The 24,291-nt window shown below is 62.5% G+C and carries 22 protein-coding genes; 7 read left to right on the top strand and 15 right to left on the bottom strand.

Annotation, left to right across the window (positions count from 1 at the left end; translation table 11 throughout):
• Window positions 1–51: 51 nt before the first annotated feature.
• The 15 genes from madM to pilG all read right to left on the bottom strand — a co-directional run bounded on the left by madM (window position 52) and on the right by pilG (window position 17,749).
• A complete protein-coding gene (gene madM, locus ELQ88_RS32935) occupies window positions 52–816 on the bottom strand; it encodes a malonate transporter subunit MadM (RefSeq protein ID WP_138969385.1) in 765 nt (254 codons plus the stop codon).
• A 5-nt stretch (window positions 817–821) separates the two neighbouring features.
• Window positions 822–1,214, bottom strand: a complete 393-nt coding sequence (gene madL / locus ELQ88_RS32940; RefSeq protein ID WP_138969386.1) for a malonate transporter subunit MadL — start codon at window positions 1,212–1,214, stop codon at window positions 822–824.
• Window positions 1,215–1,278: 64 nt separating this feature from the next.
• Window positions 1,279–2,190 carry a malonate decarboxylase subunit epsilon gene (gene mdcH, locus ELQ88_RS32945; RefSeq protein ID WP_138969387.1) on the bottom strand — a complete coding sequence of 304 codons (912 nt, stop codon included), beginning with the start codon at window positions 2,188–2,190 and terminating at the stop codon, window positions 1,279–1,281.
• Window positions 2,187–2,807, bottom strand: a complete 621-nt coding sequence (locus tag ELQ88_RS32950) for a malonate decarboxylase holo-ACP synthase (protein WP_138969388.1) — start codon at window positions 2,805–2,807, stop codon at window positions 2,187–2,189. Before ELQ88_RS32950 ends, mdcH begins: the two co-directional genes overlap by 4 nt.
• Window positions 2,801–3,604, bottom strand: coding sequence for a biotin-independent malonate decarboxylase subunit gamma (gene mdcE, locus ELQ88_RS32955; protein ID WP_138969389.1), 804 nt, complete (start codon window positions 3,602–3,604; stop codon window positions 2,801–2,803). Before mdcE ends, ELQ88_RS32950 begins: the two co-directional genes overlap by 7 nt.
• Window positions 3,601–4,464 carry a biotin-independent malonate decarboxylase subunit beta gene (locus ELQ88_RS32960; RefSeq protein WP_138969390.1) on the bottom strand — a complete coding sequence of 288 codons (864 nt, stop codon included), beginning with the start codon at window positions 4,462–4,464 and terminating at the stop codon, window positions 3,601–3,603. The genes mdcE and ELQ88_RS32960 overlap by 4 nt, the downstream gene beginning before the upstream one ends.
• On the bottom strand, window positions 4,457–4,756 hold the full coding sequence (locus tag ELQ88_RS32965; protein ID WP_138969391.1) for a malonate decarboxylase subunit delta: 300 nt from the start codon (window positions 4,754–4,756) through the stop codon (window positions 4,457–4,459). The genes ELQ88_RS32960 and ELQ88_RS32965 overlap by 8 nt, the downstream gene beginning before the upstream one ends.
• Window positions 4,756–5,631, bottom strand: coding sequence for a triphosphoribosyl-dephospho-CoA synthase (locus ELQ88_RS32970; protein WP_138969392.1), 876 nt, complete (start codon window positions 5,629–5,631; stop codon window positions 4,756–4,758). Before ELQ88_RS32970 ends, ELQ88_RS32965 begins: the two co-directional genes overlap by 1 nt.
• On the bottom strand, window positions 5,631–7,301 hold the full coding sequence (mdcA, locus tag ELQ88_RS32975; protein WP_138969393.1) for a malonate decarboxylase subunit alpha: 1,671 nt from the start codon (window positions 7,299–7,301) through the stop codon (window positions 5,631–5,633). The genes ELQ88_RS32970 and mdcA overlap by 1 nt, the downstream gene beginning before the upstream one ends.
• 762 nt (window positions 7,302–8,063) lie before the next feature.
• Window positions 8,064–8,519, bottom strand: coding sequence for a chemotaxis protein CheW (locus ELQ88_RS32980; RefSeq protein WP_138969394.1), 456 nt, complete (start codon window positions 8,517–8,519; stop codon window positions 8,064–8,066).
• A complete protein-coding gene (locus tag ELQ88_RS32985) occupies window positions 8,512–14,103 on the bottom strand; it encodes an Hpt domain-containing protein (protein WP_138969395.1) in 5,592 nt (1,863 codons plus the stop codon). The genes ELQ88_RS32980 and ELQ88_RS32985 overlap by 8 nt, the downstream gene beginning before the upstream one ends.
• Window positions 14,104–14,152: 49 nt before the next feature.
• Window positions 14,153–16,210, bottom strand: coding sequence for a methyl-accepting chemotaxis protein (locus ELQ88_RS32990; protein ID WP_128870696.1), 2,058 nt, complete (start codon window positions 16,208–16,210; stop codon window positions 14,153–14,155).
• Window positions 16,211–16,330: 120 nt separating this feature from the next.
• Window positions 16,331–16,912, bottom strand: coding sequence for a chemotaxis protein CheW (locus ELQ88_RS33000; protein ID WP_128870697.1), 582 nt, complete (start codon window positions 16,910–16,912; stop codon window positions 16,331–16,333).
• A 10-nt stretch (window positions 16,913–16,922) separates the two neighbouring features.
• Entirely contained in the window at window positions 16,923–17,288 is a 366-nt protein-coding gene (pilH, locus tag ELQ88_RS33005) for a twitching motility response regulator PilH (RefSeq protein WP_007897961.1), read from the bottom strand.
• A 56-nt stretch (window positions 17,289–17,344) separates the two neighbouring features.
• Window positions 17,345–17,749, bottom strand: coding sequence for a twitching motility response regulator PilG (pilG, locus tag ELQ88_RS33010; RefSeq protein WP_128870706.1), 405 nt, complete (start codon window positions 17,747–17,749; stop codon window positions 17,345–17,347).
• Between the two features lie 361 nt (window positions 17,750–18,110).
• Between pilG and gshB the strand changes: the two genes are divergently transcribed.
• The 7 genes from gshB (at window position 18,111) to ELQ88_RS33045 (ending at window position 24,187) form a co-directional block, all read left to right on the top strand.
• Window positions 18,111–19,082, top strand: coding sequence for a glutathione synthase (gene gshB, locus ELQ88_RS33015; RefSeq protein ID WP_128870699.1), 972 nt, complete (start codon window positions 18,111–18,113; stop codon window positions 19,080–19,082).
• Between the two features lie 106 nt (window positions 19,083–19,188).
• Complete coding sequence (locus ELQ88_RS33020) at window positions 19,189–20,088, top strand: energy transducer TonB (protein WP_128870700.1); 900 nt, start codon at window positions 19,189–19,191, stop codon at window positions 20,086–20,088.
• Between the two features lie 162 nt (window positions 20,089–20,250).
• Window positions 20,251–20,823: a YqgE/AlgH family protein gene (locus ELQ88_RS33025; RefSeq protein WP_128870707.1), complete on the top strand. Its 573-nt coding sequence runs from the start codon at window positions 20,251–20,253 to the stop codon at window positions 20,821–20,823.
• The gene (gene ruvX, locus ELQ88_RS33030; protein ID WP_005792259.1) at window positions 20,823–21,260 is read left to right on the top strand and encodes a Holliday junction resolvase RuvX; all 438 of its coding nucleotides are present in this window, start codon (window positions 20,823–20,825) and stop codon (window positions 21,258–21,260) included. Before ELQ88_RS33025 ends, ruvX begins: the two co-directional genes overlap by 1 nt.
• Before the next feature lie 108 nt (window positions 21,261–21,368).
• Window positions 21,369–21,872 (top strand): bifunctional pyr operon transcriptional regulator/uracil phosphoribosyltransferase PyrR, encoded by a 504-nt coding sequence (gene pyrR, locus ELQ88_RS33035; protein WP_128870702.1) that lies wholly within the window; start codon window positions 21,369–21,371, stop codon window positions 21,870–21,872.
• Between the two features lie 27 nt (window positions 21,873–21,899).
• The gene (locus ELQ88_RS33040) at window positions 21,900–22,919 is read left to right on the top strand and encodes an aspartate carbamoyltransferase catalytic subunit (protein ID WP_128870703.1); all 1,020 of its coding nucleotides are present in this window, start codon (window positions 21,900–21,902) and stop codon (window positions 22,917–22,919) included.
• Entirely contained in the window at window positions 22,916–24,187 is a 1,272-nt protein-coding gene (locus ELQ88_RS33045; RefSeq protein WP_138969396.1) for a dihydroorotase, read from the top strand. Before ELQ88_RS33040 ends, ELQ88_RS33045 begins: the two co-directional genes overlap by 4 nt.
• Window positions 24,188–24,291: the final 104 nt, after the last annotated feature.

Consider the following 24,291-nt stretch of genomic DNA (forward strand, 5'->3'; position numbering starts at 1 on the left):
CCTGCAGGGGTTATGCAACCCCTGCAGGCGCGAGGCTTACCCTCGACGACATCAGCCCATTATTCCGCGCATGATCAGAAACAGCACCGAAGGCCCAAGCAAACAGCCCAGCGCCGTATAGAACGCGGCGGTCAGGCAACCATAAGGCACCAGTTTCGGATCCGTGGCCGCCAACCCGCCCGCCACACCGCTGGAGGTCCCCATCAAGCCCCCGAAGATCACCGCACTGCGTGGGTTGTTCAGACCAATCATTGGCGCCACGAACGGCGTCATGACCATCACCAGAATGGCCTTGATCAACCCTGCCGCAATCGACAGCGCCATGACCTCAGAACTGGCACCGATGGCAGCCCCGGTGACCGGACCGACGATATACGTCACGGCCCCGGCGCCAATGGTGGTCAGGCTTACCGCATCGGTGTATCCAAAGGCCATAGCCACGGCGACACCGGCGATGAACGACGTCCCGACGCCGACGAACAACGCCAGTACTCCGACAAAACCGGCACGTTTGAGCTCATCGACACTGACGCCGAACGCCGTGGCCACAATGGCGAAATCCCGCAACATGGCACCGCCCAGCAGACCGATCCCGGACAGCAACGGGATGTCCACCACGCCTTTCTGGCCACCGGTCAACGCACCACCGAAATACGACAACAACAGACCGAGCAAAATGGCGATGGCCGAGCCGTGCAAGCGGCCTTTGGTGAACGTATTGGAAATCCAGTAGGATATCCACATTGTCACGCCGACAATCGCAAAGCCACTGATCAGGCTGTAACCGGTAATCACCTTCATCATCGATTCGTACATGGCGATCACCCTATAGTCTTGGGAGGAATGACCGAGGCCGGTTCTTTGTTGCCGATACGAACCAGGACCGGCACCAAGGCAAAAGCGATGGTGACTGCAGCCACACCCGCCAGAATCGCCATTGGACCACCCTTGAGCGCGCCATAAACGTTCTGCTGTGCCGCCATGGCAACGACAATCGGAATGTAAATTGCGCTCCAGAACTCTACGCCCTGTTCGGTTTTACCTTTGAACCAGCCGCTTTTGTTGAGGTAACTGCCGAGCCCGATCAACAGCAGCATCGCAATACCGACACCGCCGACATTGGCCGGGATGCCTATCAGCTTGCCGAGCAGCTCGCCGATAAAAATACCCGTCAGGGTACAAAAGGCGAGAAACGCCACACCGTAAATAATCATTATTGTCGTCCTCAAAATGCATCGTCGAATGTTGTTTTTGTTGTTCGAAGGCCTGAGTCGTGATCTAGGGTTGGCGGTGACCCTCCTCACGCAACAGCGCCTGCAAGGTATCGAGCCGTGCACCGTCGAAGGCAATCACCGTGCCCTGCTCGAACACCCGGCGCGCCAGCCCGGTCAGCACCGCACCGGGCGGCAGTTCGATCTGTAGCCGTACGCCGCGCTCGTAGGCGCTTTGTACCGTGCCGCGCCAATCCACCACGCGGCACATGTTGAAAGCCAGGTCGTCGCGCAAGGCTTCGGTATCGATCACGGGCCGGGCGCGACTGCCGCTCAGGTAGCCCAGCGTCGGTGTTTTCAGCTGCACCCTGGCGAAGGCTTCGGCCAGGGTTTTCGCAGAGGTTTCCAGCAGCGGGCAGTGGGACGGCACGCTGACGGCCAGACGCTTGGCCAGACCTGCACCGTGACTTTTCGCCAACTCGGCCACCACTTTCATCGCGCCATCGCTGCCGGCAATGACCACCTGGGTATCGGCGTTGATATTGGCCAGGTAAACCGGCGTGGCATCGCTGTGAACTTTTGCCAGCAAACTTTCCACCGTGGCCAGATCCAGACCGATGATTGCCGTCATGCCAAAGCCTTGTGGATAAGCCTGTTGCATCAGCTCACCGCGCAGGCTGACCAGATGCAGCGCATCGCTGAAACTCAAAGCACCGGCAACCACTGCCGCCGGGTAAGCACCGATAGACAATCCCGCCACGTAATCCGCCGTCATTAACAACTGGCGTGAAGCCGCGACGCCGGCGATCAGCAGGCAGAGCTGAACCGCTCTTGTCGACTTCAGCGCTTCGGCTGAATCCAGAAGAAAAGCGTCTTCCGCGAGGACTTCACTCGCCTCGATCACTGTTTCCCGAGGCAAACGATGAAGCATGCCCGGCTGCTGCGCGCCCTGGCCTGGGAACACCAGCAAACTGCTCACGCTGCTTGCTCCTGCGGGTTCCAGGGATTGGTTACCAAACAGGCTTCACTGGCGTTTTTTAGCAGGACCCGTTTCGAGGGACCGGCCCATTCGCGCAGGGCGACAGCGCCGTTTGGCGTTTGCAGTTGCATATCCACCAAGCACTCCGCCGCATCGAGAAGCTTCACCAACTCCTGCGCCTGAGTTCGCTCCAAAGGTTGCGGTGTACGCAGGATAAGGTCGAGGTCGCTGTGCTCGTGCAAGGCGGTAAACCCGCTGGCCAATTCAAACCCGGCGCTGCCGCTGACACCCCACACCCACTCACAGGAATCGAGCATCCGCCGCAGTTGATTGAGAGCGCGCACTGCCGGCAAATCCCGATCAATCGAGACATTGCAAAGCGCTTCCGGCCGTACCTGACGCTGAATCGCATGGACCGACATCACCGTTGCATACCGCTGCTCACGCAACCGCCCACGCACGCCGACTGCGATGTGATCCGCCGCGCTCAACGCACGCCGAACCACCACCGGTTGACCCGCACGGATCGACTCGATCACCCACGAAGGCGCATCCGCAGGCAACTGCTCCGGGGTCATCCCCCAGAGCAGGTCGTGGGCCAGTAGCGTGTTCACCACTGCTCTCTCAGCAATTGGCGAACCTTGCTCGACGCCGCGCGGCTGGTCGCACCCAAGCGGCTGCTCAGGTCTCGGCCACTGGTGGCGACATCGCCAATCGCCTGGGTCAGGCATTCAGTCACCCGCGTCAGATCCGCCGCGGTCGGTTGCTCGATCTGTTCCACCGACAAGGTTTCCCAGAGCAACCCAAGGCTCGCGTAACTGTCGATGTCATACGCCATCGGCGGCACGCTGGCGGCCAGTGCTTCGAGTTCTTCGACGCTGCGCAACGTCACCCGCGCCGCCGAAGCCTTGCCCATCGCATGCACCATCACCCCCGGATCCCGCAGGGCGATCAGCCGGTTGGCCTGATAACCATGCGCCAGAAACGCCCCGGACATGGCCTTGCCCACCAGCAAGCCGATCACGGCGTGGCCGGCCAGGCGCGCACGGGCATAACTGTCTGCCGCCCCGGCCAGGGCCTGATGAATGCCGAGCGCTTCCTCGCGTCGACCGTAGGCCTGACTGGGCACATCGACGATGGCGATCAAGGCGCGTTTGTGCGTTTTATCCAGATCGGCTGCGATCGCTTCATCCACAGCCTTGGCCAGGCCCCAACCTTCCAGCAGACCCACCTCGCCATTACGGGCGCGGACGAAGCGGTTGTCGGGGTCGGCGACTACGGCGATGAATCGAACGCAACGATCACCCAGAACACCATCGGCAACCTTCAACGAAGCCGGTAAACCCTCAACCGGTTTAGCGCCTGCACTCAAGGCATTGAACCAGTGCAAGCCTCTCAGGGAATACGAACTCATGAGCGCTCTCCTTGATACAGATCGCGAACCGTCGCCGGCTCGATTTGCGGCTCGGCATCCAGGCGGGCCAGCCGTTGCAGGAACAGCTCGGCCTGACGGCTGCGTTGTTGCTCAGGCAAGCCCTTTTGCAGCAACCGGCTGACTTGCTCCTGAATCTGCGCCACATCGTCAGCGACAAAACCATCTGCCAAGCCACTGGCAAAACGCTGCTCGCCACCGGTCAGGCTCCAGATGAAGGGCCGGTCACGGGAGTTGTATTCCTCAAGCCCGGCTTCCTGTTCGATCACTTGCGGGCCGTTCAGGCCGAGCCGCGCTTCCTGGGTCACCAGCAAATAACTGCACAACCCGGCGGCAATCGACATCCCGCCGAAGCAACCGACACTGCCGGCTACGACGCCGATCACCGGCTGGTACTGGCGCAGATCGACAATCGCGGCATGAATATCGGCAATCGCCGCCAACCCGAGGTTGGCTTCCTGCAAGCGCACGCCGCCGGTCTCCAGGAGCAACACGGCGCGGGTGGGAATGCCATTGCGGTTGTCTTCGGCGGCCAGTTCCAGTGCACCGGCAATCTTCGCTCCGCCGACTTCACCGAGGCTGCCGCCCTGGAATGCGCCTTCGATGGCCGCGATCACCACCGGCAGACCGGCGATGCTGCCCTTGGCGATCACCACGCCGTCATCGGCCTGCGGCACCACGCCCTGGCGCGACAGCCAGGGCGACATGACGCGCTGGAACGGGTCGAGCAATTCACGGAAGGTGCCGGCATCGAGCAAGACTTTCGCCCGTTGCCGGGCACCGAGTTCGATGAAGCTGCGTCTTTGCAGGTATGGCTTAAGGAGGGCTGCACTGTCAGTCATGGCCAATCTCCTCGAAGCCTTGTTCCAGACGCAGGCGCACCACGCCAGGGGTCGCGCCGAAATCATGGATATCAATCGCCATCGCCAGTGGGTTCTGGCCGTCGAACATCCGCGCGAACAGATGCTGCCAGCGCTGTTCGGCGCCATTGACCGAGGTCTGCACCTTGATCGTCAGCGTGCCGGCCTGACCCGGTTCGATCAGCACTTCCAGATCGCCCGAGCCGACACAACCCACCAGCGTGCGACCGCGTGGCGGCTGCCCAGCGGGGAATTCAAAAGATAAGGTTTCCATCAGAAGGCTCCCTGGTTGACGCCGTGGCCCGACTCGATACGGTCGATGAACAGGCAGGCGGCGAGCAAGTCCGCAGCGCCGCCGGGCGAGGCGTTCAATGCGATTAATTGGTGGTCCAGCTCATGCAAACGGCGGCGGCCGTCGAGGCTGGCGCTGCCACCCGCCTCGAGCACCGCTTGGGCGCCGAGCTGCATGGTCTGCAGGCCCGTTTCGCCTGCGCGGTAGAGCACGCAGGTGTCGGCCAGGATGCTCATGATCGCCAGCAAGGCATCGAGCCGGGCGTTCTGCTCGCCATGGCCGGCAGCACGGCTGTGTTTGAGTTGCGGCAACGCCCGTTGAATCACCGCCGGGAATCCCAGCTGCGCTTCTTCACGAGCGCCACGAGCACCGTAACGCTGGGCGACTTGTGCGCCGTGGCTGAGCGGATGCGGCGCGTAACGGTCATCGAGTAACGCCAGGCGTGCGGCGCGCAAAGCAATCGCGCCTGGGGTCGTGGATTCAGGTTCCAGCGCGGCGGCAGTGACCAACAAACCCAAGGCCCAGATCGCTCCGCGATGAGTATTGACGCCTTTGGTGGTGGCGAGCATCGCTTGCTCCCCTTCCCGACCGATCCGCCCGATGGCTTCGCGCAGCGGCAAACCGACCTCGCCAAACTCGCTGGCCGCTTGCGCCATTTCCTTGAACGCCGGCCACAGCGACAGCGCCGAAGCGTGCATCAGTCCCAGGTGCAAATCGGTATGAGCGCCATTGCCGCGACGGTCGACCAGCGCCGGTTTTGGCGACAGGTCGGCTTCGTCGATCAGCGCGTCCACCGCCAGGTCCGCCAGGCTTTCGGCCAGTGACAGCGGTTTGGGTTGCAGGTTGAATGCATGCATTACCAGCTCCTGAATTTGGCGGGCGGGTTGTACAGGCCACCGGACCACTCGACCAGGTCGGCCACGCTTTTGGCGGCGAGCAATTCGCGGGTGGCGTCGGTGCGGCGGATGCCGAGGTCTTCAGGCAAGGCGATCAGGCCTTCACGGCGCATGCGCGCAGTGTCTTTCGGGTTGTGGCGCAGGCCGATGACCGTCACCCCGGCGACAGCGGCAATCATTGCCTGGCGTTCTTCAAGGGACCGAGCCTTGTATAGATAGGCGATGCCTTCTTCGGTCAGCAGGTGCGTGACGTCATCGCCGTAGATCATGATCGGCGCCAGCGGCATGCCGCTTTTCCTCGCCACCTCGACGGCGTCGAGGGTTTCGACGAAGGTCGGTTTGCCACCCTCCTGGAAGGTCTCGACCATTTGCACCACCAGCTTTTTGCCGCGTTCGAGCAACGCTTCGGGCGCATCGTCGTGACGCATGTCGAGCCAGGCCGGCGTGCCGTGGCGACGACCGCGCGGGTCGTGGCCCATGTTCGGCGCACCACCGAAACCGGCCAGGCGGCCGCGGGTCACGGTAGAGGAATGCCCGTCGCCATCGACTTGCAGGGTCGCGCCGATGAACAGGTCCACCGCGTATTGCCCCGCCAGTTGGCAGAACATGCGGTTGGAACGCAGGGAGCCATCGCGACCGGTGAAGAACACATCTGGCCTGGCGGCGATGTAGTTTTCCATGCCCAGTTCGGTGCCGAAGCAATGCACGCTTTCGACCCAGCCGCTTTCGATCGCGGGGATCAAGGTCGGGTGCGGATTGAGGGTCCAGTTGCGGCAGATCTTGCCCTTCAGGCCGAGGGATTCACCGTAGGTCGGCAGGATCAGTTCGATGGCGGCGGTGTTGAAACCGATGCCGTGGTTGAGGGACTGGACGTTGTGCTTTTCGTAGATCCCGCGGATCGCCATCATCGCCATCAGCACGTGAACGGGCTTGATGTGCCGTGGATCACGGGTAAACAGCGGTTCGATGTAGAACGGTTTGTCGGCCACCACCACGAAGTCCACCCAGGAGGCCGGGATGTCGACCCGCGGCAGGTCACTGACATCGTCCACCAACTGATTGACCTGGACGATGACAATACCGTCGCTGAAGGCGGCGGGTTCGATCAATGCTGGAGTGTCTTCGGTGCTCGGGCCGGTGTAGATATTGCCGGCGCGGTCGGCCATGAAACCGGCCGAGAGCACGACGTTGGGAATCAGGTCCACCACCAGTCGCGCATAGAGTTCGATGTAGGTGTGGATCGCGCCGATTTCCAGCAGGCCGTCTTCGAGCAACTGGCTGATGCGCAGGCTCTGGGTGCCGGCAAAGGAGAAGTCGAGCTTGCGGGCGATGCCGCGTTCGAACAGGTCCAGATGCTCGGCGCGACCGACGCTGGGCATGATCATGTGCAGGTCATACAGCTTGCCCGGGTCAGCCTTGGCCAGGGAGCGCGAGAGGAAATCCGCCTGCTTCTGGTTATTGCCTTCCAGCACCACACGGTCGCCGGGCAGGATCAAGGCCTCCAGCGCCGCCACGATTTTGTCGGTGGGCAACACCACACCGTCGGCGAGATCTCGCACCAGCGCGAGACGCCGCTGCTTTTCGCTGCGCCGCCGCGTCCATCGCGAGTCGGGGGATATTGTTGTTGTCATGACCACTCCACGGGTTCGCTGTCGTGGGAGTCACATTAGGAGTGTTGGGTGGGGGCATCAATCAAGCAGGGAGACGGATCGTTACGGTCAGAGTAATGATCGACAGGAGATCTCTGTAGCCGGTACTGCCATCATCGCGGGCAAGCCCGGCTCCCACAGTGTCCGTGCAGCGACTCAATTTTTTGGCCAGACACAAAAACCTGTGGGAGCCGGCTTGCCGGCGAAGGCGTCCTTTCAGCCAACAATGATGTCGACTGGAAGGGCCTCTTCGCTGGCAAGCCAGCTCCTGCATGACCACCTGCGTACCGATCAATTGTGGTCAACACAAACCCCTGTAGGAGCCGGCTTGCCGGCGAAGGCGTCCTTTCAGCCAACAATGATGTCGACTGGAAGGGCCTCTTCGCGGGCAAGCCAGCTCCTGCATGACCACCTGCGTGCCGATCAATTGTGGTCAACACAAAACCCTGTAGGAGCCGGCTTGCCGGCGAAGGCGCCCTTTCAGCCAACAATGATGTCGACTGGAAGGGCCTCTTCGCTGGCAAGCCAGCTCCTACATGACCACCTGCGTACCGATCAATTGTGGTCAACACAAACCCCTGTAGGAGCCGGCTTGCCGGCGAAGGCGTCCTTTCAGCCAACAATGATGTCGACTGGAAGGGCCTCTTCGCTGGCAAGCCAGCTCCTGCATGACCACCTGCGTACCGATCAATTGTGGTCAACACAAACCCCTGTAGGAGCCGGCTTGCCGGCGAAGGCGTCCGGTCATATGAGCCCGGCACTCACCAACAACGCCTCCAGCGCCAGCAAATCCGGCACCTTCGCCACCTGCTCCCCTATTTGCACGGCCGCCTGTTCCAGCGAACACAACGGCACATCCACATAGCTCAACTGACTGTCGAGCTTGTACGAGCGCGGAATCCCCTGCACCAGCAGCGCAATGAACTTCAGCTCCGGCAGCCCCCCAAGGGCATTGAGGATGACAATCCGCGCCCGCTCACCGATGACGATCTTGTTGCCACAGGCCGACTCAAAACTGAGCAATGGAATCTGCCGGTTACGCCACGCGACCCGCCCGAGACACCAGGGTGGCGCATCGAGATCGAAGGTGCCCGGTTGGTAATCGATCAGCTCGGCGACGGCGACGTTGGGCAAAATCAGGTGACGGTCGGCCAGGGGCAACAGCAGTCCGGTGAGGTTGCTGGTGCGATGCTCAAGCATGGGTCTTGCTCCATAGGGCGATGCTGTCGAGCAGCACCGATTCCTGGTACGGCTTGCCGAGGTAGTCGTTGACGCCGATGGCCATGGCGCGGTCGCGGTGTTTCTGGCCGGTGCGCGAGGTGATCATGATGATTGGCAGGTGCCGCAAGCGTTCGTCCGCGCGCACCCGGGTCGCCACTTCGAAGCCGTCCATGCGCGGCATTTCGATGTCCAGCAGCATCAGGTCCGGCAGGTGTTCTTCGAGCAGCAACATGGCGTCGACACCGTCCTTGGCGGTCAGCACGTTCATGCCGTGGCGTTCGAGCAAACGGCTGGTGACCTTGCGCACGGTGACCGAATCGTCGACCACCAGCACCAGCAACGGTTTGTGCGGCTCGGGTTCCGCGTCGTGAGCCAATGCTCGCTGCGGCACACGTGCCTGCATGGCGCGGATCGGTGCCAGCAGATCGACAATCAGCACCACCCGGCCATCACCCAGGATCGTGGCCCCGGACAACCCCTGTACCGCCGCGAACTGCGGACCGAGGCTTTTCACCACGATCTCGCGGGTGCCAGCCATGGCATCGACCTGCACGGCAACATGTCGCTCGTTGCACTGCACCAGCAACACCGGCAGCGGCAGGCTCTGGCCCAGCAATTTGGGACGGGCGCTGGTCTTGAGCAATTCACCGAGGTAACACAGTTCATAGTGTTGCCCGGCGTAGTTGTAGGTCGGCGGATCGAGCCGGTAATGCCCTTCGAGTTCGTTGGGCAACACACGCACGATACCGTCGATGGTGTTCAGCGGGATCGCGTATTGATCCTCCCCGCACTGCACCATCAGCGCGCGGTTGACCGAGACGGTGAACGGCAGGCGAATCCGGAAGTGCACGCCCTGCCCGGGCACGGAGTCGATGCTCATCGTGCCGCCGAGTTGCCGGACTTCTTCGTGAACCACGTCCATGCCGACGCCCCGCCCGGAAATCTGGGTGATTTTCTCGGCGGTGGAGAACCCCGGTTGCAGGATGAACTGCAGCACGTCGCGGTCGCTGATGTGGCTGTCCGGCGCCAGCAGGCCGCGCTTGATCGCCTTGCGCCGGACCGCGTCCAGCGGCACGCCGGCCCCGTCGTCGCGGATGTCGAAAATGATGTCGCCGCCCTCTCGCGACAGGTCGAGGGTAATCCGCCCCTGAGCCGGTTTACCGGCCGCGATACGCACCTCGGCGGACTCCAGCCCGTGGTCCACGGCATTGCGCAGCATGTGCTCCAGCGGCGCCGCCATGCGTTCGAGCACGTTACGGTCCATCTCGCCTTCAGCGTTGCCGACGATGAACTCCACGTCCTTGCCCAGTTCGCTGGAGACCTGGCGGACGATGCGTTTCAAGCGCGGCAGCATGCGCTCGAACGGGACCATGCGCGTGCGCATCAGGCCTTCCTGCAATTCGGTGTTGATGCGGCCCTGCTGTTGCAGCAGGTTTTCCGCGTCCTGATTGCGCCGGTCGAGCGTTTCCTTGAGGTCGAGCAGGTCGGAGGCGGATTCGAACAGCGCCCGCGACAGCTGCTGCAACTGCGAATGACGGTCCATTTCCAGCGGATCGAATTCTTCGTAGCCCAGGCGTTCGGCATCGACCTGCTGACGGCTGAGAATCCGCCCCTGGGTTTCGGTATCGAGGCGGCGCAACTGATCACGCATGCGCTCAATAGTGGTTTCCATTTCGCTCAGGGCCACGCGCGCATCATTGACCTGTTGCTCGATCCGCCCCCGGAAGATCGAGGTTTCGCCGGCCAGGTTGACCAGGTCGTCGAGCAGTTCAGCCGAGACCTTGACCATGTCGGCGCCGGCGTCAGGTGGCAGCACGAGTGGCTCGGGCTTGTGCGTTGCGAGTGTGACAGCCGGCGTTTCAGGCACCGCTGGGTGGCTGAAATTCCTGATCGCGTCGATCAGTTGATCGGCCGCTGGCAACGGGTCCCCGGCGCGGGTCGCGTCGAGCATTTGCGCCAGGCGGTCATGGCTGCTTTGCAGCAGCGCGAACAACGCGGGGGTGGCTTGCAGCACGCCAGCGGACAGGCCCTCGTAGAGAAATTCGAGCTCATGGGCGAGGTCGCCGATCGGGACGATCTCGACCATCCGCGCGCCCCCCTTGAGGGTGTGCAGATCGCGCAACAGGGTTTCCACTTCCTGACGATTGGTCGGTTCGGCTTGCCAGCGCACCAATGCCGCGCCAGAGTTTTCAATGATGTCGAAACCTTCCTCGAGGAAGATGTCCTGCAACTCGGGATCATGGGCGGCCGTGTCGTTGGCCGGCGCGGGCTCGACCCGCTCAAGGGTACGGGCATTGTCCTGACGGTAGTGGCGAATGACGTCGATCAACTCCCCCGGATCGGTCAATGGCTGCTGGTGTTGCAGTTGCTCAAGCAACTCGGCGAGTCGGTCATGGCTGTGTTGCAGCAGCTGCGCCAAGGCTTCGCCGTGACTGAAACGGCGATCGACCAGGCCTTCGTAAAGGCTTTCCAACTCATGGGCCAGGTCACCGACGGGGTCGACGTCGGCCATCCGCGCACCACCCTTGAGGGTGTGCAGGTCACGCTGCAAGGACAACAGCGGCGCGGCGTTGTCCGGGTCGCCCAGCCAGCGTTGCAGGGCCTGGCCGGCGCTGTCGAGGATATCCACCGCTTCTTCGAGGAAGATCGCGACGATCTCATCGTCCAGCCCGACACGGCCCCCTGCAGGAGCTGGCTTGCCAGCGAAGGTCGTTAACGATGACGCGTTTTCCATGGATAAACGCGGCGCCTGTGAGTCCTTCGCTGGCAAGCCAGCTCCTACATCAGGGGATTGCGGGAGGCCGAATTCGGTTGCGGTCTGTGCCAGTTCAGCCGTAGCGCTGCCCAGCTCGCGAATGCTCAGGGTTCGGCTGCCGTCGCTACGGATCAGGCCCATGGCCGAGGGATCGAGGCCCTCATCGAGCAAGCCGCGCAAGGCCTGGATCCGCTCCGGTTGCGGGCTGACTTCCTGGCCAGCGGCCAGTTCGTCGAGCATGTTGATCAATGCTTCGTGGGCACTTTGCGCCTCGTGAAAAAACCGCTCGCTGACCGCCAGGCTGCTTTCCTCCACTGCGCCATAGAGGTCGAGCAAGGCTTCGCAGAGCTCATCCACCGGATGCAGATCGGCCAGGTGCGCGCCTTCGCCCAGGGTGGTCAATTCGTCCAGCAGTGCACTGAGTTCCTGCCGCTCGCCGGGATGTTCCTGCCAACGCCGCAACAGGCTTTCGGCATCCAGCAGAATGTCCATGCCCTGGGCGAGAAAGTTGTTGATCAACTGCGGATCGCGCTTGATGCGCAGCCCGGTATTGGGTGCACTCAGTAGACTTTGCAGACGCTCGGCCAGCAACGCCTGGGTGCGCTCGATCAACGAGCGGGCACCGGGAATCCCGGCCAGCGGGTCGCGCTTGAGTTGCCGCAGCCCGAGGCGGAACAGGCCTTCGGCCTCCAGCAACAGTTCGACTTCATCCAGATCCAGCGCCAGCAGGTGGGCCTTGTATTCCCGGGTCAATTGATCCAGCGGCGCTGCCAGCTCGGCAATCGGCAAAACGCCCGCCATGGAGGCGCTGCCCTTGAGAGTGTGCAAGGCCCGCTGCAACTCGTCGCTGGCCTGCAACGGCAGCTGCTCGGCAGCCCGGTCGAGGAAGCGGTTGAGACTGCCCAGATGGGTTTCGGCTTCGTTGCGAAAAATCTCCAGCAACACCGGATCAAGCGCCGCAACATCCTGCGTCACCTCATCCGCCGGCGGGTTGTCGGCAGCGACGGGATTGCCCAGCACATCGGCCAGGGTCTGCAGGAGGGCCGGATCGTCCAGTTCCTGATGATCGCGCATCACCTGTGCCTGCGTCGGGCTGAGCACCTCTTCAAGCACCGGCACCTGTTGCTCGCTGGGGAAAAAGCCGAGGGCGGCCAGGCTCTTTTGCGCGACGTCGAGCAGATGTTCGCCCGGCGCTTCGGGATCGTCGCCAAGGCGCTCCAGGTAGTACTCGATGCTGGTCACGATGTCGGCCAGGCTGTCGAGTTCCTGCCAGCCGGGGTGATCCGGATCCAGCAACAGATGCTCGTGGATAAACTGGTTGCAGGTTTCGATCAGGCTCGCCGCGCGGCTCAACGGAATCATCGCCAGCGCGCCGCGCACCTGGGTCAGCAGCGCCGGCAGTGGCTGCAGGTGCTGGCGATCCCAGTCGGCGTCGATGTAGTCGACGATCATGTCCTTGGCCTGTTGCAGGCAAATGCGGGCTTCCTTCATCACGATCTGGTGGATCTGCGTCAGGTCCGTGGTCGGTAGACGGCTTTCTTCCTGGCTTTGCGGCTCGACGGTGCCGACCATGCCGGCCAGGGTCGCTTCGACATAGAGCAAGGCGCCGGCGACATCCATCAGGATTGCGTCATTGGGCTCGCGCTGGCCTTGGGCTAGGCTCAGTACCACCGCCAACTGGTCGATGATGACCTTGCGTGGCTGGCCGAAACCGAGCACCGCCAGGGTGTCGGCGATTTGCCGCAGCGGCGCCAGCAAGCTCTCGAGGTCCGAGGTGTGCTGGCGATCGCTGCGCACGAACAGGTCCAGGCGCTCCTTGACCCGCACCAGTTCTTCGCACAGCGCTGAAAGCACCGAGCGCATGGCGTCGCGGTCGGGGCCGGCCAGCCGTGCCCGTTCTTCATCGACCATCGCACTGTCAGGCAGCGCATCGTCCAGTCCGTAGCGATCTTTCATGGTCAGCATCTGCCCGGTGGGGTGTTCGGCCTTGGCAATGTAAAACAGTAAACGCTTGAGCAGCATCGGTGGCGCCGGCTGATTGATGCCGGGCATGCCCCGTTCGAGCAGCCGTTTGAGTTCCTGATCGGCCTCCTTGAACAGGCTTCGCAAGGCCGGGCTGTTGGCGATCGCGCCGCTGCGCATGCCTTCGACCAGCGCCGAGGCGACTTGCCACAACGGCCCCAGTGGCGCAGGGCCACACAGCCCTTCCAGGCGCGAAAACACCTGGGCCAGATACCCGAGATTAGCCTCCTCATCCTGTTCGCGCAGCAAACCGGCCAGGGCCATCTGCAACATCTGCCGCAGCTTGCGTAGCACATCAGGCAAATCCGCCGGCTCCAGCAACGCCAGGGATTGCTCATCCAGTGGCGGCAGGTCCGGCAATTGCGGGATGAACAGGCTGGTTTCCGACAACAGGCTTTCGCCGCGGACGGTGCGCAGATCGTTGATCAACGGCAACATGACCAGCGGCAGGTCCCGACGGACGCTTTGCACCCGGTCGAGGTAGATCGGCAGTTGCCCGAGGGCCTGCAGCAACAGATGGATCGCCTCCTCGCGAAGGCTGACACGGTGGCGCAGCAGGGCGCGGGTCAGTTGCTCCATTTCTTCGGCGAACAGCGCCGCGCCGTAGAATTCGACCATCTGCAGGCTGCCATGAACCTGATGGATGCACGCCAGGCACTCGCTCAGGGCGTGCGTCGCCTGCGGGTCATCCAGCAAGGTGACGATCGCCTGATGCGCCACTTTCAACGTTTCGGCAATCTCGCCCTTGACCCACTCGAGGGCCACATAGTCGTGCCGATCACCCATAACCACTCCAGTCCGCACCCCAATCAGGAATCATACGCCCCAGGGCGCTTCACACTTTATCAGCAGCCTGCGCCCGGGTGGCCGGCAAGGTGAACCCGGACACCGAACGTCGCAGCTGACTGGCCATTTTCGCCAGGTTGCCGATGCTTTCGGCGGTGGCCGTGGAACCGGACGAGGTTTGCGTGGTGATCTGCTGGATCACGTTCATCGTCAGGGAAATCTGCCCGGCCGAGGACGTCTGTTGCTGCGCGGCGTTGGAAATACTCTGGATCAGCGCCGCCAGGGTCTTCGACACCCCTTCGATTTCTTCCAGGGCCACCCCGGCATCCTGCGCCAGACGCGCGCCGCGCACCACTTCGGTGGTGGTCTGCTCCATGGAAATCACCGCTTCGTTGGTGTCGGTCTGGATCGCCCGCACCAGGGTTTCGATCTGTCGCGTCGCAGCGGACGAACGCTCGGCCAGTCGTTGCACTTCGTCGGCCACCACGGCAAAACCGCGTCCGGCGTCACCGGCCAGGGATGCCTGGATCGCCGCATTCAGGGCGAGGATATTGGTCTGGTCGGCAATGTCATCGATCAGGCTGACTATATCGCCGATTTCCTGGGAAGACTCACCCAGTCGCTTGATGCGCTTGGCGGTGTCCTGAATCTGCTCGCGAATATTGTCCATGCCGCGGATCGTGTTATGCACCACTTCGTTGCCCTTGTTGGCGATTTCCACCGAACGCTCGGCCACCGCCGAAGATTCGGCCGCGTTGGCCGAGACCTGATCGATGGACTCGGCCATGTCGTTGATCGCCGTGGACGCTTCGGCAATCTGCTGGGCCTGATGCTCCGAGGCCTGCGCCAGGTGCATGGCGGTGGCCTGGGTTTCCTGCACGGCGGCGGCAACCTGGCCTGCCGTGAGGTTGATCGTCGCCACCAGGTCGCGCAACTGATCGACGGAGTAGTTGATCGAATCGGCGATGGTGCCGGTGAAGTCTTCGGTCACCGTGGCGGTCACGGTCAGGTCGCCGTCGGCCAGGTCCTCGATTTCGTCCAGCAGCCGCATGATTGCGTTCTGGTTGCGCTCGTTCTTCTCGGCCGTCTCGCGCAACTGACGATTGGTTTCGCGCACCATCACCAGCCCGATGAGGATGATCGACATCAGTGCCGCGAGGCCCAGAACATAGCCGCCAATGGTGTCGGTGTTGCGCCCGCCGGCGAGGTTTTCGAACCCGGTGGCCAGGAGCGAGGCTTCGTCGAGCAGGGTTTGCGACAAGGTAAAAATGTGGCTGGCCGATTCCCGGACCTTGAACAGCTCTGGCGACGTTTCGAGGATTTCGTCCACCGAACCCGAGACGAATTCGAACAGTTCGGAAATCTCGATCAACCGGGCGCGGGCATCGCGGTCTTCGACCTGGCTCACCTTCAGCGCCGGGTTACCCTGGAGCATGCCAGTGAGCACCTGGCCGAATCGCGCGGCGTCGCGCCCAAACGCGTCGGCGGCCTGTTGCGAGCTTTCGTCTCCGGACAGCACGGTGTTCACCGCGCCGAGGATACGTTCAGCCAGCAGCGTCTGACGCTGGGCCATCGCCACCTGTGCGGCCGGCGCACCGCGCTGCAGGAGGATTTCGACGACCTTTTCGTATTCGACCTGCAGCTGCGGCACGGTTTCGGCCAGGGTGGCGGCAACCTGATGCAGGGACAGGACGGTCTGTTCGCTTGCGAGGATGGTGTCGGTGTTTTTCAGCAGACGCTCCCAATCCAGCTGCACGGCGCGCATCTCCGGGCGCACGGTAGACGGCGCCGGCGGCAGGCCGGTGGCAGGGTCGCCGTTCTTCAAATAGCCCCAACGCCGGGCAAAATCATTGCGCGCGTCGCTGAGCAGCTTGAACGCCGCCGCCTTGCCCGCCGCGGCTTCGGTGGCGTTCTTGGCAATGCGTTGGGACAGCACGCGCAGTTCGCCGGCGTGACCGATGTACTGCTTGTCGTACGTGGCCTGGGTATTGAGGTAAGCGAAGTGGGCGAACAGCAGCATGATGAAGACGATCAGCGCGATGAACAGCGCGACAATCTGCGAGCGGCTACGCGACCCTTCCGGCTTGCCTGTTTTTGCTTTTGTCATCGGTCCTCGCCTTTAACCCAACCTGTGATCCTTGCCGAGAACTCCTGTAGGAGCGAGCTTGCTCCGGGCGGCGCTCCGACGATGAACCTGAGAACACCGCGGGGTGTCAGGCTTGCACCGTTATCGTTGACGACCATCGCGAGCAAGCTCGCTCCTACAGGGGTCCAGCGCGACGTTCAGGAAACTTTGCGACTGCACCAACGCAAACGGGCTGAACACCTGCCAATTATGCTCACGCTGAAACCGGCCTTTGACGAAGGCTCCGATCGGGCCGTTCAGCTCGCTCGGTGGCACTGGCTCCAGGCTGTCCTGGGCGAAGTGCTGCAAGCCGAAGACTTCATCGACCATCAACCCGGTGAACATATCGCCATGCTCCACCACCAACACCCGCCGCTGCTTGCGCAGAGGCGACAGTTCATGACCGAAGAAGCCACACACATCCATGATCGGCAGCAATCGCCCACGCAAGTTGGCAACGCCCCTGACCCAGGGCTTGACGCCCGGCAGCTGAGTGCACCGCGGTTCGTGCAACACTTCGCTGATTTCGCCCATGGGCGCGACGTACCAGCGCTCGCCCAGGCGAAAACCGATACCGCTCCAGCTGTCCTGTCGGAACGGCTGGGACGGCAGGTCCGCCGCCAGCAGACGACAACGCCGATCGATCTGCAGCAGCAGTTCGAAGGCGGTCAGCGACTCGGTCATGGCGGGGATATCAACCGGCCAGTACGTTGTTCAGGGTCTTGATCAGGGTGTCTTCGTCGACCGGTTTGGTCAGGTAGTCCTTGGCCCCCTGACGCGTGCCCCAGACCTTGTCGGTTTCCTGATCCTTGGTGGTGATGATGATTACCGGAATGTGTCCGGTTTCCGGGTCTTTGGTCAGCTGGCGGGTCGCCTGAAAACCGTTGAGGCCGGGCATGACGATGTCCATCAGCACCGCGTCGGGTTTTTCCTGGCGGGCCAGGGCCACGCCGTCGGCGCCGTTTTCGGCTTTCAACACTTCATGACCGTGCTTTTCCAGCATGCCGGTCAGTTTGTACATTTCGGTCGGCGAATCATCGACGATCAGAATACGTGCCATGGTCTTCCCCATTCTTGTCGACACCGGGCCCGCTGGCCGAGCGTCACTGTGGTGTCTTACTGCGGCAAAACGGCGGCGAAGCCCGGTACATGGGCCTGGATCGCGTTCAGCAGTTCTTCCTTGCTGAAAGGCTTGGTCAAAAACTGGTCCGAGCCGACGATGCGCCCCTTGGCCTTGTCGAACAGCCCGTCCTTGGACGACAGCATAATCACCGGTGTGGATTTGAACGCGCTGTTGTTCTTGATCAAGGCGCAGGTCTGATAACCGTCCAGACGCGGCATCATGATGTCGACAAAGATGATGCCGGGGTGATTATCGACAATCTTGGCCAGGGCATCGAAACCATCGATGGCCGTGATGACCTCACAACCCACGTTCCTCAACAGCGTTTCGGCGGTGCGGCGAATCGTCTTCGAATCGTCGATCACCATGACCTTCAAGGCGCTGGAATGCTGTTCCATAAGTGCTCTACCGTCGCCTTTGCGAATCAAATTGTCCATGCGCGCCCACCGGAGGCTTGAAACCCTTGATGTTCAAGGCCCCACACGATATGGCAGCCTTTTTAGCACAGTCTCCAAATCCAATCTATCGGGGGACCGGCGCGGCGGTTTTTCCTTGACCCGGAACACACTCAGCGCCACTCTGACGCCACTTTTATACGGTCCTGTGGATTGATTTTTTGTGTAGGAGCGAGCTTGCTCGCGATGAACCTGAGAACCCCGCGGGGTGTCAGGCTACCAGCGTTATCGTTGACGGCCATCACGAGCAAGCTTGCTCCTACAGCAGATCGCCATAGCCCCCCCAAATCTTGAGGAAACACCCATGAGCGTTCGCGTCGGGATTGTCATGGATCCTATTGCCGGCATCTCCTATAAAAAGGATAGCTCGCTGGCCATGCTGCTGGCCGCGCAGAAGCGCGGTTGGGAACTGTTCTATATGGAACAGCGGGATTTGTACCAGGCCGAAGGCGAAGCGCGGGCGCGGATGCGTCCGTTGAAAGTCTTCGCCAACCCGGAAAAATGGTTCGAACTGGACGCCGAGCAGGATTCGCTGCTGAGCGACCTGGACGTGATCCTGATGCGCAAGGACCCGCCGTTCGACATGGAGTTCGTCTACTCCACGTACCTGCTGGAGCAGGCCGAGCGCGCTGGCGTACTGGTGGTCAACAAGCCGCAAAGCCTGCGCGACTGCAACGAGAAACTGTTCGCCACGCTGTTCCCGCAGTGCACGCCGCCGACCATCGTCAGCCGTCGCCCGGACGTATTGCGTGAGTTCGCCGATCACCACGGCGACGTGATCCTCAAGCCGCTGGACGGCATGGGCGGATCGTCGATCTTCCGCCACACCGCCGGCCACCCGAACCTGTCGGTGATCCTCGAAACCCTGACCCTGCACGGCAATCAGCAGATCATGATCCAGGGTTACCTGCCGGCGATCGTCGATGGCGACAAGCGCATCCTGATGATCGATGGCGAACCGGTGGATTACTGCCTGGCGCGCATCCCGGCAGCGGGCGAAACCCGCGGCAACCTGGCCGCCGGTGGGCGTGGCGAAGCGCGTCCGCTGACCGAGAAAGACCGCTGGATCGCCGCCCAGGTCGGCCCGACCCTGCGCGAGAAAGGCCTGCTGTTCGTCGGCCTCGATGTAATCGGCGAGCACCTGACGGAAATCAACGTCACCAGCCCGACCTGCATTCGCGAGATTGATAATGCGTTCGGCACCGACATCGGTGGCCTGCTGATGGATGCCATCGAGAAGAAGCTGCAAGCTGCAAGCCTCAAGCCGCAAGCTTGAAGCACGCGGCATACAGCTTGTCGCTCGAAGCTTGTCGCTTGAAGCTAAAAACCAACATTGCGTTATCATGCCGGGCCCGTAAAAACGCGATGTTGGTTTTTTTGTCATGACGCTTCCGTCCGATCTGCCCGTTGAACTCGCCCATCGTGGCGTGCGCCCGGTCGATCGCCTCGGTTTTACCCTGTTCCTGGCGGCGCTGATTCACCTGGCCTTGCTCTTGGGTGTCGGCTTTACGATGGTCGAACCCAAGCAGATCAGCAAAACCCTGGAAATCACCCTCGCCACCTTCAAAAGCGAAAAAAAGCCGGAAAAAGCCGATTTCCTTGCCCAGGAAAACCAGCAAGGCAGCGGCACCCTGGAAAAGAAGGCGATCCCCAAGACCACCGAGGTCGCGCCGTTCCAGGACAACAAGGTAAAGAAAGTCACACCACCACCGGCAGCCAAGCCTGAAGTACGGGAAGCCCCGCCCAAGGCAGCCGTGACCACCGTCGCGCCCAAACCGAAAAAAGCCCCGGCCAAGACCGCAGAGCCCAAGACCGACACCAAACCCAAGGTGGCGGCGCCGACGTTCGACAGTGAACAGCTGTCCAGCGACATCGCCAGCCTCGAAGCGGAGCTGGCCAACGAACAACAGCTGTACGCCAAGCGCCCGCGTATCCACCGCCTGAGCGCCGCCTCGACCATGCGCGACAAGGGCGCCTGGTACAAGGATGAATGGCGCAAGAAGGTCGAGCGCATCGGCAACCTCAATTACCCGGACGAGGCCCGGCGCAAACAGATCTACGGCAACTTGCGCCTGATGGTCTCCATCAACCGCGACGGCTCGCTGTATGAAGTGCTGGTGCTGGAGTCGTCCGGGCAACCGCTGCTGGACCAGGCGGCGCAGCGCATCGTGCGGCTTGCGGCGCCGTTTTCGCCGTTTACCGGGGACTTGTCGGACATCGACCGGCTGGAAATCATCCGTACCTGGAAATTCGCCCGTGGGGACCGGCTCTCCAGTAACTGACGCCCCCTGTAGGAGCCGGCTTGCCGGCGAAAGCGTCCTCAAGCCTTGCATCGCCTATGAAGACGCCTTCGCCGGCAAGCCGGCTCCTACAGGTGATCAATCTCGAGCAAACATTGATTCCCCGGCTTGTCAGTTTGCCCCTCCAACGCCACACTAGCGCTCATGAAGAACGTCAGCCCAAGCTACCTCAAGCATCACTTCCTGATCGCCATGCCTCACATGGCCGACCCGAACTTTGCGCACACCTTGACCTACATCGTCGAGCACACGGCCAATGGTGCCATGGGGCTGGTGGTCAACCGTCCGCAAGACCTGAACCTGGCCGATATCCTCGAGCAATTGCGCCCCGACATCGAACCGCCGGCCCTCTGCCAGCATGTGCCGATCTTTATCGGCGGGCCGGTGCAGACCGATCGCGGTTTTGTCCTGCACCCGTCGGGAAAAACCTTTCAGGCGACCGTTGATCTGGAAGGCGAGTTGTCGCTGTCGACCTCCCAGGACGTGCTGTTCGCCATCGCCGACGGCGTCGGCCCCGCGAAAAGCGTGATCACCCTGGGCTACGCCGGATGGGAAGCCGGGCAACTGGAGGCCGAACTGGCCGACAATGCCTGGCTGACCTGCCCGTTCGACGCCGACATCCTGTTCAACACCAGCAGTGAATTGCGCCTGGAAGCGGCGGCCAGGCACCTGGGCGTCAACCTCAGCCTGCTGACCAGCCAGGCGGGGCACGCCTGATGGCCCTGCGGTTGATTCTGGGTTTCGATTACGGCACCAAACAGATCGGCGTCGCGGTCGGCCAGGTGATTACCGGCCAGGCGCGCGAGCTGTGCACCTTGAAGGCACAGAACGGCATTCCCGACTGGAATCAGGTCGAAGCGCTGATCAAGGAGTGGAAACCCGATGCCGTGGTGGTCGGCCTGCCATTGAACATGGACGGCACACCGAGCGACATGTGCCTGCGGGCGGAAAAATTCGCCCGGCGCCTGAACGGCCGCTACAACCTGCCCTTCTATACCCACGACGAACGCCTGACCACCTTTGAAGCCAAGGGCGAGCGGCGTGATCGCGGCGGGCAAAAGGGCAGTTACCGCGACAACCCGGTCGACGCCATCGCCGCCGCCCTGCTGCTGCAAGGCTGGCTCGACGAAAACACCGCACTGTTCGAATCCTGACCGCAACCGATCCTGTTGAGCCGCTGCGCGTCTCTTTTAGCTACAACCCGAGCCCTGCCCAAGCGCTATACCGCAAAAGCCCGGCTCGGGCCGAAGAAGGAGCAAACCATGAGCCTGCCTAATCCCGGCGAACTGATCAGCCAGATGGCGATTCGCCTCAAGGACCACCTGGAACACCGCGGCATCAGCGAACCGCGCTACATCGGCATTCGTACCGGCGGCATCTGGGTCGCCCAGGCGCTGCTCGACGAACTGGGCAGCGACTCGCCCTTGGGCACGCTGGACGTTTCCTTCTACCGTGACGACTTCAGCCAGAACGGCCTGCACCCGCAAGTGCGCCCGTCCGCCCTGCCCTTCGAGATCGAAGGCCAGCATCTGGTGCTGATCGACGACGTGCTGATGAGTGGCCGGACCATCCGCGCCGCCCTGAATGAACTCTTCGACTATGGCCGCCCGGCCAGCGTGACGCTGGTCTGCCTGCTGGACCTGGACGCCGGCGAGTTGCCGATTCGCCCGGACGTAGTGGGCGCGACCCTGTCGCTGGCCGCCCACGAGCGCGTGAAACTGTCCGGTCCGGAGCTCAAGCTCGAACTGCAAGACCTCGCCTTTTAATTCGCCCTATTGAGAGTCCCCCTCGCGATGACGCCTCTAGAAACCAAGCGCCCGCTGCAGCTCAATGATCAGGGCCAGCTGCGCCACTTCCTCTCGCTCGACGGTCTGCGCCGCGAGTTGCTGACGGAAATCCTCGACACCGCGGACTCGTTCCTCGAAGTCGGCGCCCGGGCGGTGAAGAAAGTCCCGTTGCTGCGGGGCAAGACCGTGTGCAACGTGTTCTTCGAGAACTCCACCCGCACCCGCACCACCTTTGAACTGGCGGCCCAGCGGCTGTCGGCCGACGTGATCACCCTCAACGTGTCCACATCGTCGGCGAGCAAGGGGGAAACCCTGCTCGATACCCTGCGCAACCTGGAAGCCATGGCCGCCGACATGTTCGTCGTGCGTCACGGTGACTCCGGCGCGGCCCACTTCATTGCCGAGCACGTCTGCCCGCAAGTGGCGATCATCAATGGCGGCGACGGCCGACATGCCCACCCGACCCAGGGCATGCTCGACATGCTCACCATCCGTCGGCACAAAGGCAGCTTCGAAAACCTCTCGGTGGCCATCGTCGGCGACATCCTGCATTCGCGGGTCGCGCGTTCGAACATGCTGGCCCTGAAAACCCTCGGCTGCCCGGACATTCGCGTGATCGCGCCGAAAACCCTGCTGCCGATCGGCGTCGAGCAATACGGGGTCAAGGTCTACACCGACATGACCGAAGGCCTGAAAGATGTCGACGTGGTGATCATGCTGCGCCTGCAGCGCGAGCGCATGGCCGGCGGCCTGCTGCCGAGCGAAGGCGAGTTCTACCGCCTGTTCGGCCTGACCACCGCGCGCCTGGCCGGCGCCAAACCGGATGCCATCGTCATGCACCCGGGGCCGATCAACCGTGGGGTGGAGATCGAGTCCGCCGTGGCGGACGGCCCGCACTCGGTGATCCTCAACCAGGTGACCTATGGCATCGCCATTCGTATGGCCGTGCTGTCCATGGCCATGAGCGGGCAGACTGCGCAACGTCAATTCGAGCAAGGCCAATTCGAGCAGGAGAACGCCCAGTGAAGCTCAGCATTCTCGGCGCCCGCGTTATCGATCCAAGCAGCGGCCTGGATCAAGTGACTGATATCCACGTTGAAGCCTGCAAGATCGTCGCCATTGGCGCCGCCCCGGCCGGTTTTGTCGCCGTCGACACCATCGACGCCCAAGGCCTGGTGGCCGCGCCTGGCCTGGTTGACCTGAACGTCGCCCTGCGCGAACCGGGTTACAGCCGCAAAGGTTCGATCATCAGCGAAACCCGCGCTGCCGCAGCCGGCGGCGTGACCAGCCTGTGCTGCCCACCGCAGACCAAACCGGTGCTGGACACCTCGGCCGTGGCCGAACTGATCCTCGATCGCGCCCGCGAGGCCGGCAACACCAAGGTGTTTCCGATTGGCGCCCTGAGCAAAGGCCTGGACGGCGAACAGCTGGCAGAGCTCGTGGCATTGCGCGATGCCGGCTGCGTGGCTTTCGGCAATGGCCTGGAGAGCTTCCGCAACACCCGCACCTTGTGCCGGGCGCTGGAATACGCCGCGACCTTCGACCTGACGGTGATTTTCAACTCCCAGGACCATGATCTGGCCGAAGGTGGCCTGGCCCATGATGGCCCGACCGCCAGTTTTCTCGGTTTGCCGGGCATTCCGGAAACGGCCGAGACCGTGGCCCTGGCTCGGGACCTGTTGCTGGTCGAGCAAAGCGGCGTGCGAGCGCACTTCAGCCAGCTCACCAGCGCACGCGGCGTCGCCCTGATCGCCCAGGCCCAGGCGCGCGGCCTGCCGGTAACGGCCGATGTCGCGCTGTACCAGCTGATTCTGACGGATGAAGCGCTGATCGACTTCAGCAGCCTCTATCACGTCCAGCCGCCGCTGCGCACCCGTACCGACCGCGATGGCCTGCGCGAGGCGGTGAAGTCCGGTGTGATATCAGCGATTTCCAGCCATCATCAGCCCCATGAGCGGGATGCGAAACTGGCGCCGTTCGGTGCCACCGAACCGGGCATCAGTAGCGTCGAGTTGTTGCTGCCACTGGCGATGACGTTGCTGGAAGACGGTTTGCTGGATCTGCCAACGTTATTGGCGCGCCTCAGCGCCGGACCTGCCGAGGCCTTGCGCCTGCCGGCGGGCAAGTTGGCGGTAGGTGGGGCGGCGGATATCGTGCTGTTCGACCCTGCAACCTCGACCGTGGCCGGCGAAACCTGGCGGTCCAAGGGTGAGAACTGCCCGTTCATGGGGCACAGTTTGCCGGGTGTGGTGCGGTACACCCTGGTGGATGGGCGCATCACTCACCAGGCTTAAGACCGCGTCGCCTGCATTCGCGAGCAAGCCCGCTCCCACATTTGATCGGTGGTGTACACAATTTTTGTGTTCACTAAAGATCCACTGTGGGAACGGGCTTGCTC

It is taken from the genome of Pseudomonas sp. MPC6 (genome assembly GCF_006094435.1).
Taxonomy (GTDB): domain Bacteria; phylum Pseudomonadota; class Gammaproteobacteria; order Pseudomonadales; family Pseudomonadaceae; genus Aquipseudomonas.